The sequence below is a fragment of the Corticicoccus populi genome (genome assembly GCF_042686195.1).
Lineage (GTDB): Bacteria > Bacillota > Bacilli > Staphylococcales > Salinicoccaceae > Corticicoccus > Corticicoccus populi.
On the sequence record NZ_JBHUOQ010000001.1, the window covers coordinates 1,281,111 to 1,296,665 of the forward strand.

At 41.8% G+C, this 15,555-nt stretch carries 14 protein-coding genes; 10 read left to right on the forward strand and 4 right to left on the reverse strand.

The window, feature by feature from the left end; genetic code table 11:
- Positions 1 to 169: 169 nt before the first annotated feature.
- Positions 170 to 364 (forward strand): YjzD family protein, encoded by a 195-nt coding sequence (locus ACFSX4_RS06380; RefSeq protein ID WP_377772692.1) that lies wholly within the window; start codon positions 170 to 172, stop codon positions 362 to 364.
- A 32-nt stretch (positions 365 to 396) separates the two neighbouring features.
- On the opposite strand, the gene ACFSX4_RS06385 is transcribed toward ACFSX4_RS06380, so the two are convergent.
- Complete coding sequence (locus tag ACFSX4_RS06385; RefSeq protein ID WP_377772694.1) at positions 397 to 1,440, reverse strand: NAD(P)H-dependent flavin oxidoreductase; 1,044 nt, start codon at positions 1,438 to 1,440, stop codon at positions 397 to 399.
- Between the two features lie 60 nt (positions 1,441 to 1,500).
- Between ACFSX4_RS06385 and ACFSX4_RS06390 the strand changes: the two genes are divergently transcribed.
- From ACFSX4_RS06390 to ACFSX4_RS06415, 6 genes are all read left to right on the forward strand, one after another.
- Entirely contained in the window at positions 1,501 to 2,043 is a 543-nt protein-coding gene (locus ACFSX4_RS06390) for a glycerol-3-phosphate responsive antiterminator (protein ID WP_377772696.1), read from the forward strand.
- A gap of 171 nt (positions 2,044 to 2,214) precedes the next feature.
- On the forward strand, positions 2,215 to 3,033 hold the full coding sequence (locus tag ACFSX4_RS06395; RefSeq protein ID WP_377772698.1) for an MIP/aquaporin family protein: 819 nt from the start codon (positions 2,215 to 2,217) through the stop codon (positions 3,031 to 3,033).
- 19 nt (positions 3,034 to 3,052) lie between these two features.
- Positions 3,053 to 4,567, forward strand: a complete 1,515-nt coding sequence (gene glpK, locus ACFSX4_RS06400) for a glycerol kinase GlpK (protein WP_377772700.1) — start codon at positions 3,053 to 3,055, stop codon at positions 4,565 to 4,567.
- A 37-nt stretch (positions 4,568 to 4,604) separates the two neighbouring features.
- On the forward strand, positions 4,605 to 6,266 hold the full coding sequence (locus ACFSX4_RS06405) for a glycerol-3-phosphate dehydrogenase/oxidase (protein ID WP_377773465.1): 1,662 nt from the start codon (positions 4,605 to 4,607) through the stop codon (positions 6,264 to 6,266).
- 107 nt (positions 6,267 to 6,373) lie between these two features.
- Positions 6,374 to 7,099: a class I SAM-dependent methyltransferase gene (locus ACFSX4_RS06410; RefSeq protein WP_377772702.1), complete on the forward strand. Its 726-nt coding sequence runs from the start codon at positions 6,374 to 6,376 to the stop codon at positions 7,097 to 7,099.
- Between the two features lie 70 nt (positions 7,100 to 7,169).
- Positions 7,170 to 8,135: an alpha/beta hydrolase gene (locus ACFSX4_RS06415; RefSeq protein WP_377772704.1), complete on the forward strand. Its 966-nt coding sequence runs from the start codon at positions 7,170 to 7,172 to the stop codon at positions 8,133 to 8,135.
- 54 nt (positions 8,136 to 8,189) lie between these two features.
- On the opposite strand, the gene clpB is transcribed toward ACFSX4_RS06415, so the two are convergent.
- Positions 8,190 to 10,781, reverse strand: coding sequence for an ATP-dependent chaperone ClpB (clpB, locus tag ACFSX4_RS06420; protein ID WP_377772706.1), 2,592 nt, complete (start codon positions 10,779 to 10,781; stop codon positions 8,190 to 8,192).
- A gap of 149 nt (positions 10,782 to 10,930) precedes the next feature.
- Between clpB and ACFSX4_RS06425 the strand changes: the two genes are divergently transcribed.
- The gene (locus tag ACFSX4_RS06425; protein WP_377772708.1) at positions 10,931 to 11,752 is read left to right on the forward strand and encodes an undecaprenyl-diphosphate phosphatase; all 822 of its coding nucleotides are present in this window, start codon (positions 10,931 to 10,933) and stop codon (positions 11,750 to 11,752) included.
- 40 nt (positions 11,753 to 11,792) lie between these two features.
- Here ACFSX4_RS06425 and ACFSX4_RS06430 read toward each other — a convergent pair whose 3' ends face one another.
- Positions 11,793 to 12,101, reverse strand: a complete 309-nt coding sequence (locus ACFSX4_RS06430) for a metal-sulfur cluster assembly factor (protein ID WP_377772710.1) — start codon at positions 12,099 to 12,101, stop codon at positions 11,793 to 11,795.
- Between the two features lie 111 nt (positions 12,102 to 12,212).
- On the opposite strand from ACFSX4_RS06430, the gene ACFSX4_RS06435 reads away from it, so the two are divergent.
- Both ACFSX4_RS06435 and ACFSX4_RS06440 read left to right on the forward strand, forming a co-directional pair.
- Positions 12,213 to 13,025: a Cof-type HAD-IIB family hydrolase gene (locus ACFSX4_RS06435; RefSeq protein ID WP_377772712.1), complete on the forward strand. Its 813-nt coding sequence runs from the start codon at positions 12,213 to 12,215 to the stop codon at positions 13,023 to 13,025.
- 16 nt (positions 13,026 to 13,041) lie between these two features.
- Complete coding sequence (locus ACFSX4_RS06440) at positions 13,042 to 13,881, forward strand: DegV family protein (RefSeq protein ID WP_377772714.1); 840 nt, start codon at positions 13,042 to 13,044, stop codon at positions 13,879 to 13,881.
- Between the two features lie 26 nt (positions 13,882 to 13,907).
- On the opposite strand, the gene ACFSX4_RS06445 is transcribed toward ACFSX4_RS06440, so the two are convergent.
- Positions 13,908 to 15,359 (reverse strand): alpha-amylase family glycosyl hydrolase, encoded by a 1,452-nt coding sequence (locus ACFSX4_RS06445; protein WP_377772716.1) that lies wholly within the window; start codon positions 15,357 to 15,359, stop codon positions 13,908 to 13,910.
- Positions 15,360 to 15,555 lie beyond the last annotated feature (196 nt).

Sequence of the window (15,555 nt, forward strand, 5' to 3'; positions counted from 1 at the left end):
CCGGATTGATCATTTCAGCTTTTCGAATGACAAAACAGCTGTAACCTCCCAATCACTAAATTGTGACTGAATTTTGTAAGTTGCGATTTAGTCTATACTTTTTTTCTAACTTAATTTATAATTATAGTTAATGAATTACGAATGGAAATTGGAGTGGAGGTAAACCCCAATGAGATATATTGTGACTTTCTTCTGGGCATTCTTGCTGACTCAAATGGTTAACTTTATATTAAACAGTCTTGCAGGCGGCGGCCCTTTAAATGTATACAGCGGTATTTTACTGGCAGTCATCATCTCACTGACAGTATTTATCCTTGATGTCATTATGAAAGATGACTCTAAAGCTGTTCAGGACGAACATTAAAACCAGGCTCACGCCTGGTTTTTTACGTTCTTTTATAAACTTCCGCCCGCTTCGTCAACCAGTACTTTAATCAGTTCCCCGACAGTTAAGTTTCTGCTCTCAGTAAAATTCTCTCCTGCAAGCATCATCGCATACTCTTTTTTATGCATATCTTTACCATACTGCTGCAGTCCGCCTGTCAGCCCTCTTTGAACCGGGTATTCAACCACCGCATTGATATTCTCAATTTCATCCATGATTTTATTCCGTACGGCTCTCGCTTCTCTTCCTGTAAATGCTGTTGTCAGCTTTGTTTCGCCTTTCCCTGACAAAACCGTTTCCTTATGAATATTTGATGCACCGCTTTCAGCACAAGGAATAAATGCTGTTCCGAGCTGGACACCGTCACTGATTGTCATCAATTTTTTGATGTCAACACCCGTCATAATTCCCCCTGCTGCAATGACTGGAAGTTGTGAGTCTTCTTTAATCTGAGCCACCAGATCATATGTTTCGACAAAGCTGTCACGGACACTCTTAAGAAATGAGCCTCTGTGTCCCCCTGCAGCTTTCCCCTGTGCCACAATGATATCTGCACCACACTCTTCCAAAACTGCCGCTTCATCCGCTGTGGTGGCGGTCGCAATGATTGTACCGCCGGCATTTTTTATGTCTTCTCTTACAGATTCAGGCGGCACTCCAAATATAAATGAAAATACTTTTATCCCTTTATTTAAAGCCGTTTTAACTTGGTTAAAAAAGTTTTTTTCAACATCTTCATATACTGCCGGCGTGTTCAAGTCCATCCGGATGCCTGCTGAATCATACAGCGGGCGGAAGAGTTTTGCCGCCTGCTTAAATTCTTCATCTGTCACACTAAACCGGCGCGGCACAAAGAAATTAACTCCGAATGACTGTGTCGTTTCATTTTTGACTTCATCAATCCATCTCTCAAGCACCTGCGGCTTTACATCACCTGCAGCAAGCATCCCGAATCCACCTGCTTTTATGACGTTTATCACAAGTTTTGGTGTCGTTACACCCGCCATAGGCGCCTGAATTAAATCATACTTAGAACCAAGTAATTTCTCATCCATAATTTGCCTCCGTCCATTTTTCTAGTATACTCATAATTATTACACACTTTTAGGAGACTTTTGATGAAAAACATCTTACCTGCAGTCCGTTCATTACGTGACTTTGAAAAACTCATAGGTTCAGAATACGATGAAGTGGTGGTACTTGATATCCATATAGGACATCTCGAAAGCCATATCAAGACAATTAAATCCCATGGTTTTAAAGTCTATCTGCATCTGGATTTAATAAAAGGACTTTCTGTCGATACTGAAGCACTTGAATATATTCATCAAAAATTTAAGCCGACAGGAATCGTCACTACACGGGGACGGATTATCAAACGTGCAAAGTCACTCGGTATCCGGACAATTTTACGTGTGTTTGTTATTGATTCTTCTGCAATTGAAAAAAGTCTTGAGCTGATCAAGCAGACTTCCCCCGATTCAATTGAAGTTCTTCCAGGTGTCGTACCAAAAGTCATTCGTTTATTCAGCAATGAAGTCAATGTGGACGTCATTGCAGGCGGTCTGATTGAAACCATGAAGGAAGTAGATGACGCGATTGAAGCCGGCGCAAGATATGTCACCACTTCAAACCGGAAGCTTTGGTTCAGGGATTAAACAAATATTTACCTGTATTGAAAAAATTTATTTGACATTCCCGCCCTGGTCGAGTACATTAAGGATAAGTTAATAGACTGTGGAGATATAGAGCCCGCGCTAATAGTTAGTACATAGCTATCAGTGCGGGTTTTTTTAGTCTTTTAACAAAATATAAGGGGTGAAAACATAATGAATGCATATATTGCAGAATTTATTGGAACCGCTATCTTGATTCTCTTCGGTGCAGGTGTCTGTGCCAACGTAACCTTGAAAGGTTCAGGAGCTAAAGACGGCGGCTGGGTAGTGATTTCATTTGCATGGGGGTTTGCAGTAACACTTGCCGTCTACGCTGTCGGACAGTTTTCAGATGCACATATTAATCCGGCGGTAACACTCGGTTTCGCATTTGCCGGAGAATTTCCGTGGGCGGATGTCGTTCCATATATCATCAGTCAGGTTTTAGGTGCAATGCTTGGTGCCCTTCTCGTATGGTTCCACTTCATGCCGCACTTTAAGGCTGAAGAAAATCCGGATACAAAACTTGGTGTTTATGCGACTGCACCTGGATACAAAAACTATGTTGCCAATTTTACAAGTGAAATGATCGGCACATTTATCCTTGTAATGGGTTTAATGTTTATCGGTGCAAATGATTTCACTGATGGTCTGAATCCGTTAATTGTCGGTGTTTTAATTACGGCAATCGGTTTAAGTCTCGGCGGGACAACAGGATATGCAATCAACCCTGCACGTGACTTTGGTCCAAGACTTGCTCACTTTTTAATGCCGATACCCGGAAAAGGGTCTTCAAACTTCAAATATGCAATTGTGCCGGTTTTAGGACCGATTTCAGGCGGTATTTTAGGTGCGACAGTATATAATGCCTTGTTCCTCGGTGTCGTTAATGGATTTCTGTATGTCGCAATCGCAATGGTGATTGCAACGCTCGTATTAGGGGTAATCTTAAATAAAAGCATCCTGAAAAATGAGGCTGCCAAATTAATGTAAAGTAAAGGGGATTTTAATTATGGAAAAGTACATTTTAGCAATTGATCAGGGGACAACCAGTTCAAGAGCGATTTTATTTGATAAAAACAGTAATATTGTAGGAACAAATCACGCTGAATTCAAGCAGTATTTTCCTGAATCCGGCTGGGTGGAGCATAATGCCAACGAAATTTGGAGTTCTGTTCTTGCTGTTGTTGCAGGTGTTCTTGTAGATAATGACATTAAAGCATCGCAGGTGGAGGCCATCGGGATTACCAACCAGCGTGAAACTGCTGTCGTGTGGGATAAAAATACCGGACGCCCTGTATATAATGCGATTGTCTGGCAGTCGCGTCAGACTGAGGATATCTGTAAAGAATTAAAAGAACAGGATTTAGAAGAGGAGTTCAATCAAAAAACAGGACTTCTTTTAGACCCGTATTTCTCAGGTACAAAAGTAAAATGGATTCTCGATAATGTGGATGGTGCCAGAGAGAAAGCTGAAAACGGCGACCTATTGTTCGGTACTATTGATACATGGCTGATCTGGAGATTCACTGAAGGTGCTGCACATGTTACAGACTATACAAATGCGAGCCGTACATTAATGTATAACATTTATGATCTTAAATGGGACGATGCACTGCTTGAATATTTAACTGTCCCTAAATCAATGCTCCCTGAAGTTAAATCTTCCAGTGAAGTATACGGTGAGACAACAAGTGCACATTTCTTCGGATATAATGTTCCGATTGCGGGTGTTGCCGGTGATCAGCAGGCAGCATTATTCGGTCAGACATGCTTCGAAGACGGAGATACTAAAAACACATATGGTACAGGCTGCTTTTTACTGATGAACACAGGTACTGAAGCGAAAAAGAGTGAAAATGGTCTGTTAACAACCATTGCCTACGGCCTTGACGGTGAAGTGAAGTACGCACTTGAAGGTTCAATATTTGTTGCCGGTTCTGCGATTCAATGGCTCCGCGACGGTCTCCGCATGTTCCAGGATTCAAAAGAAACAGAAGAGTATGCTGAAAAAGTGGATGATACGGGCGGCGTATATGTTGTTCCTGCATTTACAGGACTCGGCGCACCGTACTGGGACAGCTCGGCACGCGGGGCTGTATTCGGACTCAGCCGCGGAACTGAAAAAGAACACTTTATCCGTGCCACTTTAGAATCTCTCGCCTATCAGACAAAAGATGTCATTGATGCAATGGAAAAAGACTCCGGCATTACGCTTGAGACACTTCGTGTAGACGGCGGTGCTGCTGCTAATAATTTCTTAATGCAGTTCCAGTCGGACCTTCTTCAAAATGAAGTAGAGCGGCCGGAAGTACTTGAAACAACTGCGCTCGGTTCTGCATATCTTGCAGGTCTTGCAGTCGGCTTCTGGGAATCAGTGGATGAGCTGAAAGAAGTCAGCACAGCAGATACTTTATTTAAACCGGAAAAATCACAGGAAGATGTTTCAGAATTATATGAAGGCTGGCAGGCTGCGGTGCACGCAACACAAGCATTCAAACCGAAAAATAAAAAACAAAACGATTAATTTAAAGTTATGATTAAAAAATAACTATAGGAGGAGCATCATGCTGAATACTTTAACCAGAACAAACCAACTCGAGCAAATGGAAGAATCCTATTATGATCTCGTCGTCATCGGCGGCGGAATTACAGGTGCCGGTATTGCACTGGATGCTGCAAAACGCGGGATGAAAGTTTCTCTTGTAGAGATGCAGGATTTCGCCGAAGGTACATCCAGCAGAAGTACAAAACTGGTTCACGGCGGGCTCAGATATTTAAAACAGTTCCAAATCGGTGTCGTTCGTGAGACCGGCCGGGAACGTGCTGTAGTTTATGAGAACGGTCCGCATGTCACCACACCTGAATGGATGCTGCTGCCTTTCCATAAAGGAGGCACTTTCGGAAAAACGATGACAAGTGTCGGTCTGAAAGTTTACGATACACTTGCGCAGGTGAAAAAAAGTGAACGCCGCAAAATGCTTTCTGTGAAAGATGTTAAAAAGATGGAGCCGCTTGTTAAACAATCCAAACTCCGCGGCGGCGGTTATTATGTAGAATATAAAACCGATGATGCGCGCATGACCATTGAAGTATTGAAGCAGGCTTCAGAATTCGGTGCTGAACCGATTAATCATGTTAAAGCTGAAAAGTTCATCTATGAAAAAGGAAAAGTAGTTGGTATTGAAGCACGCGACATGCTGTCGAATGAATCCTACCGGATTAAAGGCCGCCGTGTCGTGAATGCGACAGGCCCATGGGTCGATGAAGTACGTGAAAACGATGATGCCAGCAAAAAAATTGATAAGACACTTGTCCTTTCAAAAGGTGTCCACGTCGTATTCAATCATGATGACTTCCCGCTCGGACAGGCTGTTTATTTCGATACAAAAAGTGACGGACGCATGATGTTTGCCATCCCGCGTGACGGTAAGACCTATGTAGGTACTACTGACACCTTCTATAGTGAAGATAAAACAGAACCGGTTGCAACCGTTGAAGATAAAATGTATCTTCTTGATAATATCAACTATATGTTCCCTGGACTCGGCTTAAATGAAAATCATATCGAATCCAGCTGGGCAGGTATCCGTCCGCTGATTCAGGCAAAAGGAAAAGGTCCTTCCGAACTCAGCCGTAAAGATGAAATCTGGGTTGCAGACAGCAATCTGATTACAATTGCCGGCGGAAAATTAACCGGCTACCGTCACATGGCAGAGGAAATTGTCAATTTAGTTTCAAAACATCTCGAAAAAGATTACAGTTTGAAGTTTAAATCCTGTGATACGAAGCATCAGGTTATCAGCGGCGGTGATGTCGGCGGCAGTAAAGGATATAAGTCCTACATCTCCAAAATGGCAGCTCTCGCATCATCATACGGTCTGACAGAAGATGACGGCCGGAACACTGCACTTAAATACGGCAGTAATACTGAAGAAATTTTCAAGTTGATTCCAGCGGTTAAAGATAATGAAAATTTCGGACTCACTCCGCTCCAAAAAGCAAAAGTATTGTACAGTATTCAAAATGAAATGACTGCAAAACCTGTAGATTATTTCATCAGACGTACAGGTGCACTATACTTCGATATTGACGAAGTACGGGAAACTAAAGACGGTGTCATATCCTATATGAAAGATTTACTCGGCTGGGAAGATGAACTGACTGTACATTATAAATCAGAACTCGACCATGCCATTCATAATGCTGTGGACGTAATTAACTAAAATGTATAACTAAAGGCAGTGTAACATGTGTTACGCTGTCTTTTACGTTCCGGTAAAAATACTGTGATAAAATGACAGTACCACAATTTATTTTTGGAGGTTCTGAAATGACAAATATATATGATGATCCATCTTTTTTTGACAAATACTCTGAAATGCAAAGGAGTACAGACGGCCTCGATGGTGCCGGAGAATGGCATGCTTTAAAAGCACTGCTGCCTTCATTCAAAGACAAGACCGTTCTCGACTTCGGCGCAGGGTACGGCTGGCATGCTTTATATGCCGCAGAACATGGTGCAGCACATGTTTTTGCCGTAGACCAGTCCCGGAAAATGATTGAAACTGCGAAAAAGAAAAATCCGCATCCGAATATAGAGTATCAGACAGGTGGTACTTCTATACTTGATGAGACAGATATTCACTTTGATATCGTCCTCAGCTCTCTCGTATTTCACTACATTGAAGATATTGATGCTTTGTTTAAAACAATTTACAGTAAAATGACGAGCGGCGGAAGCTTCATCTTTACAGTTGAACATCCTGTATTTACAGCTGAAGGCAGTCAAAACTGGGTATATAATGATAACGGGGAAATTTCACACTTTCCAGTCGATCATTATTTTTATGAAGGTGAAAGAACTGCGGAGTTTCTCGGAGTGAATGTGACCAAATATCATCGTACGCTTGAAACATATGTAAAGGCACTGCTCAATAACGGTTTTCACATCAAAGACATGGTTGAACCGAAACCGGCAGATCATTTGATGAATATCGACGGTATGAAAGATGAACTCAGACGGCCGATGATGTTGATTATATCTGCAGAAAAATAGAACTGTTATTTAATATAAGTGTCTCCAAAACCGTCACAATCATGTGAATATTATTTGGGGAGGACTTCATATGAAAAAAGCAGTCAAGTTGGTACTGATGATTTTAACAGGTATTCTTCTGCTCGTAACAGTCACTCTTTTAGTCAGTTTTATCTTCCACAGAACCCAACTTTCAAATGAAGATGCACAGTTTACGCCAAGCGGCCGGCTGACAGAAGTGAATGGACATAATATCCATGTTTTCGATACATTTCAAGGTGATGAAACACTGGTATTTATGTCCGGCGGTGCAACCCCATCACCTGTTTTGGACTTTAAATCTTTATATTCATTACTTAGTGAGAACTACCGTATTGTTGTGATTGAAAAGGCAGGTTACGGCTTTAGTGACGTGACTGATTCCGACAGAGATATTGATACCATTTTATCTGAGACAAGAGAATCACTTCAATCACTCGGTATTGAAAGTCCCTACATCCTATTTCCACACTCAATGTCCGGTATAGAAGCTTTGTACTGGGCGCAGCAGTATCCAAAAGAAGTGAAAGCAATTGTCGGCCTTGATATGTCTGTTCCTGCAGGATACGAACATTTTGAACCGCCGATGCCGATAGTCTACTTAACATCTATTGCGGCAAATACAGGGATGATGAGATGGTCGGACACTTTATCAGAAACTGATGCCGTTAAATATGGAACACTGAGCAGCGAAGACAAAGATCTACACCGCATTATCTTTTACCGTCGGACCTTGACTGAAAACATGATTAATGAAATCAAAAATGCAAAATTAAATGCACAAAAAATACAGGAGACATCAATAGATGTTCCAATGCTTTTATTTTCATCAAATGGTGAAAATACAGGCATGGATAATGACCTTTGGATTAAAATACAGGAATCCTTTGCTGCCGGAAGTGAAAATCGTGAATTGATTCCAATCGATGCGCCCCACTATATTCATAACTTCGAATATGATGAAATTGCCCGTCATTCATCATCATTTATTGAGTCACTGGATGAACGTACACCTTAATCTAAGAAAAAAACAGCAGCGTCCTTGGACGCTGCTGTTTTTATATTCACTCTGTTACTCCACTTCAAACTTCAGTTCGCCGTCTACAAAATCGACACGCATGTCGAGTCCTTCAGTTAAATCTTTTTCAATCATTTTTCTCGCCAGCGGCGTCTCGATATTACGCTGGATGAAACGTTTTAACGGTCTTGCACCGAACTGCGGCTCATATGCCTCGTCGGCAATCCATTTTTTCACGCTGTCGGAAACTTCTACTTTCATATGCTGACTGCTTAATCGTCTGTTTAGTTCAGCAATTAATTTATCAACAATTAATGTCATGTTGCTTCTCGTTAATTGGCTGAACAACACAATGTCATCCATACGGTTAATAATTTCCGGTTTGAAGAATTGATGCACTTCATTCATCACAAGCTGGCGTGTTTCGTCTTTCAACACACCGTCTTCTGCTGTTTCATCAAGAAGATAATGTGAACCGATATTTGATGTCATAATGATAATTGTATTTCTGAAATCAACCGTGCGTCCTTTTGAATCCGTTAAACGGCCTTCATCAAGGAGCTGCAGGAGGATATTAAACACATCACCATGCGCTTTTTCCACCTCATCCAGTAATATTACAGAATATGGCTGACGGCGGATGGCCTCGGTCAACTGGCCGCCTTCTTCATGGCCGACATATCCCGGAGGCGCACCAATCAGACGGGAGACTGAATGTTTTTCCATATACTCACTCATGTCAATCCGGATCATGTGCTTCTCTGAATCAAACATCGTCGATGCCAGTGCTTTGGCAAGTTCAGTTTTACCGACACCAGTCGGTCCAAGGAATAAAAAGCTGCCGATCGGACGGTCCGGATCTTTAATCCCCGCTCTTGCACGAATGACTGCATCAGAAACCAAATCAACAGCCTCGTCCTGACCGACGACTCTTTCATGCAGAATGTCTGCCAGTTTAAGAAGTTTATCCTTTTCTGTTTCAACCAGTTTTGATACAGGAATTCCCGTCCACTGACTGACAATATAGCCAATCTCCTCTTCTGTCACTACTTCTCTGATGATACGGTTCTCGCCGGCACTTTCTTCTGCAAGCACCGCTTCAAACTCAGAAAGCTCTTTTTCAAGCTGCGGCAGTCTGCCGTGACGGAGTTCTGCTGCACGCTCAAGTTCATAATTATTTTCTGCGTCTTCAAGTTCCTGACGCACTTTATCCACTTCTGCACGTTTTTCATTCACACGTGCAATCTGTTCTTTCTCTTTTTCTACGCGCTGTGACAAAGCACCCTGACCTTCACGTGCTTCGGCAAGTTCCGCCTGTAATTCCTCGAGCCGTTTTCGGGATACAGAATCGTCCTCATTTTTCAGTGCAGCTTCTTCAATCTCAAGCTGCATTACACGACGGTTCATCTGGTCCAGTTCTGTCGGATTCGATCCCATTTCCGTACGAATCGTTGCACTCGCCTGATCCATTAAGTCAATCGCTTTATCCGGCAGAAAACGGTCGGTAATATAACGGTCTGATAACTCAGCCGCTGCAACAAGAGCACGGTCTGTGATTCTGACACCGTGATGGACTTCATAACGCTCCTTCAAACCGCGTAAAATGGAGATCGTATCTTCTACATCCGGCTCAGGTACCTGGACTTTTTGAAAACGCCGCTCAAGTGCGGAGTCTTTTTCAATGTATTCCCGGTACTCATTAATTGTCGTTGCCCCGATGCAGTGCAGCTCTCCGCGCGCAAGCATCGGTTTCAACATGTTCCCTGCATCCATGGCACCTTCTGTCTTACCCGCACCGACAAGCATATGAATCTCATCTATAAATAAAATAATCCGCCCGTCTGACTCTTTAACTTCCTTCAATACCGCTTTCAGTCGTTCTTCAAATTCTCCGCGGTATTTCGCACCTGCCACAAGTGCAGACAAATCCAGTTCAAATATTGTTTTATCAAGCAGGCTGTCCGGTACATCACGTCTCACAATACGCTGTGCCAGCCCTTCAACAATAGCTGTTTTACCGACACCCGGTTCACCGATTAATACCGGATTATTTTTTCTTTTACGGCTCAAGATTCTGATTGAGCTTCTGATTTCTTCATCCCGTCCGATAACAGGATCAACATTACCCTGCCGGACTTCTTCAACTAAATCACGGCCGTATTTCTCCAAAACTTCATATTGTGTCTCAGGGTTTTGAGTGGTCACCTGGTTTCCTCCTCTGACTCTTTTGATAATTTCTTTAATGACTTCATGCTTTCTACCGACAGTCCGTTTCATTATTTCATCTTTTTCGACTGCCGCAAGAAGCATATGCTCCTGGGAGATAAATGAATCTCCGAATTCGTTCATGATTTTTTCTGCTTCACTGATTAATGAAGAAAAGCCGCTCGACATATACTGTCCATACTGGACATTTTCTCCCGATACGACATTGTATTTACTTAATTTTTCATCGTACGCTTTGATTAGTTTATCTGCATCAATGTCTGCACGTTCAAGTATATCCCGGCTCATGCTGTCATTGATCTCAAGTATTGCTTTTGAAACAGCTTCAATTTCAATGGACTGAAGCTTCAATTCCACTGATAACTGCTGTGCACGTTCGATAATTGACTGCACACTGTAGGTCATTTTGTTAATATCCATATGTCTCACCTCGTTAATAAAGTTCAAAGTATAGTTTGACCTTCTTTGACCTTAATTCAATTATACTACTTTTTACACATTAAGCAAGTAATTAATAGCTTTTATATGTATTTTAATTTATATTAAATTTAGACTTTAGGAGGTTTAAAATGGACTTAATTGAAATTATAAAGTATATCTTTTTAGGACTTGTGCAAGGGATTACAGAACCGATTCCAGTATCATCGAGCGGTCACTTAGTCATTGTCCGTGAGTTGTTCGGTATTGAAGCAAACGGTCTCTCTTTTGAAATTTTCTTAAATACCGCCTCACTCATTGCGATTATATTTGTATACCGCCATGATATTATTTCAATCATTCAAAATTTATGGCGTTTCTTATTTCAAAAATCAAGAGACGAGGAAGCAGTGGCTGATGCAAAATACACGCTGTACTTAATCATTGCGACGATTCCGGTCGGTATTCTCGGTTTTCTTCTGCAGGATGCTATCAGTGACAATATTTCTGTCGGCTTTGTCGGTGTCATGCTGCTCATCACCGGTCTTGCACTATGGTTTATCAAAAATAAACGCGGACAGAAGCGCGACGGCGAACTGAGTATTAAAGACTCACTCATTGTTGGTCTTGCACAGTGTATCGCCCTGATTCCAGGCGTGAGCCGGAGCGGTGCCACGCTTGTCGGTTCAATCAGTGTCGGCCTAAAGCAGAAAAATGCGCTGCGTTTCGTATTTCTTTTATATATTCCGGTCTCACTCGGATCAGCTGTACTCGGATTTTCCGACATACTGAGAGATCCTGACCTCAGCACATTCATTGTTCCTTACATCACAGCATTCATCGTGACGATTATCGCGACTTACTTTGGTGTAAAATGGCTGCAGGGTGTTATGGAAAATGGAAACCTTGCGATATTCAGCTACTACTGTTTCACACTTGGGACACTTTCCATACTGTACCAGGTATTACTTTAAAAAAATGCGGCACTCTTTTTCAGAGTACCGCATTTTTATTTTAGCTGACACCGAGTGCAATTTTAGCGTAACGTGTCATCATATCTTTATGCCAAGGCGGATTCCAAACGATATTTACATCTGTATCCTGTACTTCAGGCAGTTCAGCAAGCGCCTGCTTGACCTGGTCTACAATCTGCGGCCCCATCGGGCAGCCCATTGAAGTCAGTGTCATTTCAACACCTGCATTTCCATCTTCATCAAGATGCACACCGTATACAAGACCTAAGTTGACAATATCAATGCCGAGCTCGGGGTCAATCACGTTTTCAAGTGCACCCATCATGCTTTCTTCCATCATTTTATCCATTTTTTCCACTCCTTTCAGAGTTATACTAATAATATCATACCAAAATTCTGACACAGTATAAATAATAATGATAGAATTGAATCGTAACAAACTTTAAGGAGAATTACTCAAATGGAGAAACATTTAATTTGTCTGGATTTAGACGGCACACTGCTCACTGATGAAAAAGTGATCAGTCAATATACAAAAACAGTTTTACTTGAATTAAAACAACAGGGTCATGAACTGATTATTTCCACCGGAAGACCTTACCGTGCAAGCGAACTTTATTACCGGGAGCTTGGTATGGATACACCGATTGTGAATTTTAACGGTGCTTTCGTTCACCACCCTCAGGACTTTAACTTTGAAACGCTTCATACACCTCTTGATTTGAATGTCGCTGTAGAGATCGCAAGACGTGTCCCGGAATTGAAAATTCAAAATGTCATTGCTGAAATCAAAGATACGGTCTATCTTCATTATCATGATTCTGTACTTTTCGATGCATTCAGTATGGGCGAACCGACAGTAAAAGTCGGTGAATTAACACAGACTATGACAGACGGGCCGACGACTATATTGATTCAGGCTGAAGAAGATGAAATGCCTGCTATCCGCGACGAACTCGACAACGTGTTCGCAGAAGCAATTGAACACAGACGCTGGGGTGCACCGTATCCGGTACTGGAGATTGTTAAAAAAGGCATCAGCAAGGCGGTCGGTGTCGAACATGTCAGAAAATATCTGGGCGTGGACAAAGAGAATACGATTGCTTTTGGTGATGAAGATAATGATACAGAGATGCTCAAATACGTTCGTCACGGTGTTGCGATGGGCAATGCGACAGATGAAATCAAAGATGTCTCAGACCATATCACAATCTCAAATAACGAAGACGGAATCGGCAGATTTTTAAACGATTATTTTAAATTAAACCTATAAGTGAGGAGTTTTAAATATGAAATTATTTGCAGACAGCTGTTCTGATATCAGTATTAAAGACTTAAACCAGCGGGATATTGATGTACTGCCGCTTAAAATCACTATTGATGACACGGATTACCTGGACCAGGTTGAAATCACCAGTGAAGAAGTTCTTGAAGCAATATCAAACAACAAACGACCGCTCACATCACAGGCAAATCCTGAGAATTTTATTGAAGCATTCAAACCTTATGTTGAAAAAGGAGAAGATATTATTTATATCGCCTTTTCAAGTGAACTTTCCGGAACATACAACAGTTCTGTGATTGCACGGGATGAGCTTCTTGAAGCCCACCCTGATGCGAGTATCACAGTCATTGATACAAAATCGGCAAGCTATGGTCTCGGTATGATTGTAGAAGATGCTGATGATGATATTAAAGCCGGTAAATCAAAGGATGAAGTCATTAAAAATATTGAGAAAAACATTGAGCGGATTGTGCATTTATTTACAGTCAGTGACCTCGATTACCTTGCTAAAGGCGGCCGTCTTTCAAAAGGACAGGCATTTTTAGGCGGACTTCTCAACATTAAGCCGCTGCTTCATGTAGAAAACGGCAGACTCGTCCCTCTGGAAAAACACCGCGGTGTTAAAAAAGTAATTTCGAGCATGGTCAATCATGTGAATGAAGACAAAGGTAAAGGACGTGCCCGCATCACCCATGCAAATGCCGGTGAACTTGCGGAGCAGGTGAAAGAAAAAATTCTTGCAGAGACAGAAATCGAAGATATTCAAATCAGTATGATCGGTCCGACAATATCAAGCCACACTGGTAACGGTACTGTTGCGCTGTTCTATTATAAAGAAGACTAAAAAAATCCCGCATCTGCGGGATTTTTTTATGATGCTTGTTTTCGTTTTTTCTTGTTATTGCGTGCTGCAAAGAAGATAAATACAGCAAAGCCGCCGAAAATAAGAACACTCGCAATAATGTAGCCGTTATTTAAGCCCATCTCGTCAACAATCGCATAGAACTCTGTCTCTTCACGGTCAAGAACCAGAATATACTCATCACCGTTATGCGGACGGATCATATCACCGACAAGCATACCGGACATGACTTTCCCGTCCTCATCTTCTGTCAGCGTAATGCTTTTTGTTTCAGAAGTGTCATTTACATTTAAAATAAAGTCCACATCATTGGTATTATATCTCGTCACATAATGACCGTCTTCGTTCAAAATTGTTTCAAGATCTCCGGTAAAGGCTGATTTCTGCTCGGAGAATACTTTGTTAATGTGTTCAATAAATTCCACAACTTCCTGGTCTGTCCACAGATCCATCTGCATGTGTATGCCGGGAATATCCTCACCATTTAATGCCACCTCGGTACCGTAAAGCATGGATACCGGTCCATGATATGCATATAAATATGTCATCAGCTGTTTGATACGTGTCCCGGGAAACATATTTTCACTTACAGCATGACTGGTAAAGCGTTCACTGAACCAGTGGTCGGCCAGTAAAAATTCTGTCCCGTCCGGAAGTTCCGGTATCTCTTTATTCACGGAAGAAAATGACTCGGCAAGTGCTGCTCTCGTCTCTTCATGTGCTGTAAAATCAAATCCCTCTAAAGACATATCCTCTGCCGTAGTGATACCGTATGACGTCACCCCGTCAGGAACAAATGTTGACGCATCAATATTATTCTCTGCAGTCATAAAAGAAAGACCGTCTATATTATATTCATCTGTAAAAGATTCAAGCATTTCTCTATATTGTTCCTGATTGCTTGATTGACTAAAGTCAATCATATCAATGCCGCGGGTGTCGAGGTACGACTGGTACAGGTCACTCACTGAAAGGTCCGCACTGCCTAGAGGTTCGAATGCATCAGTCGCAGTCATCGGGACATCGACAATGACTTCTATATCCATGTCGTGTGCCTGATCGATTAAGCTCTGAAAAGCCTCTCCACCGCCGAAACTTTCTTCAATCTGATTGTAGTCCGTCACAGCGTAGCCTAAATAATCATCTGTTTCATGTTCAAAAACCGGTGATAAATGAAGCGTGTCAAATCCCATAGTCTGAATATATTCAAGCTGGGACTCTATCCCCTCGAAATCACCGCCGAATGGAAAATCCGGATCATCATTCGAATCCCGTCCGTCATCATTTCCTTCATCTCCATTTAAGAAACGGTCCACCACAATACTGTAAATACGTTTTGCATCCCCTGGATTCGTCACACTGTCTGCTTTTGCATTATTTTCCGGCTCATAAGAAGTATGTATAGTGCCGAGCACTGCGAAGACAGCAAACAGAGTCAACATTTTTTTCATCAATTTCATATATTATTATCCTACCTTTTATTCGTATAAATATCAGTATACTAGGCTCACAGCTAATTTGCAGTGATATCTTAAAATGTTCATAAATTTGTGGTTAATTAGGACATTTCACTCACTGATTAACACCCTTAAATGATTGAATGGATCAGACTCCGGCATTGACCTAATGACATCCCTGTAAATCTCCACAAAAAAA

Bases quoted from the DNA above. Each gene is read 5' to 3' on its own strand.
- ACFSX4_RS06425 (WP_377772708.1), top strand. From the start codon at position 10,931: ATGGACTTAATTGAAATTATAAAGTATATCTTTTTAGGACTTGTGCAA.
- ACFSX4_RS06395 (WP_377772698.1), top strand. From the start codon at position 2,215: ATGAATGCATATATTGCAGAATTTATTGGAACCGCTATCTTGATTCTC.
- ACFSX4_RS06415 (WP_377772704.1), top strand. From the start codon at position 7,170: ATGAAAAAAGCAGTCAAGTTGGTACTGATGATTTTAACAGGTATTCTT.
- clpB (WP_377772706.1), bottom strand. From the start codon at position 10,781: ATGGATATTAACAAAATGACCTACAGTGTGCAGTCAATTATCGAACGT.
- ACFSX4_RS06380 (WP_377772692.1), top strand. From the start codon at position 170: ATGAGATATATTGTGACTTTCTTCTGGGCATTCTTGCTGACTCAAATG.
- ACFSX4_RS06440 (WP_377772714.1), top strand. From the start codon at position 13,042: ATGAAATTATTTGCAGACAGCTGTTCTGATATCAGTATTAAAGACTTA.
- ACFSX4_RS06430 (WP_377772710.1), bottom strand. From the start codon at position 12,101: ATGGATAAAATGATGGAAGAAAGCATGATGGGTGCACTTGAAAACGTG.
- ACFSX4_RS06410 (WP_377772702.1), top strand. From the start codon at position 6,374: ATGACAAATATATATGATGATCCATCTTTTTTTGACAAATACTCTGAA.
- glpK (WP_377772700.1), top strand. From the start codon at position 3,053: ATGGAAAAGTACATTTTAGCAATTGATCAGGGGACAACCAGTTCAAGA.
- ACFSX4_RS06385 (WP_377772694.1), bottom strand. From the start codon at position 1,440: ATGGATGAGAAATTACTTGGTTCTAAGTATGATTTAATTCAGGCGCCT.
- ACFSX4_RS06435 (WP_377772712.1), top strand. From the start codon at position 12,213: ATGGAGAAACATTTAATTTGTCTGGATTTAGACGGCACACTGCTCACT.
- ACFSX4_RS06445 (WP_377772716.1), bottom strand. From the start codon at position 15,359: ATGAAATTGATGAAAAAAATGTTGACTCTGTTTGCTGTCTTCGCAGTG.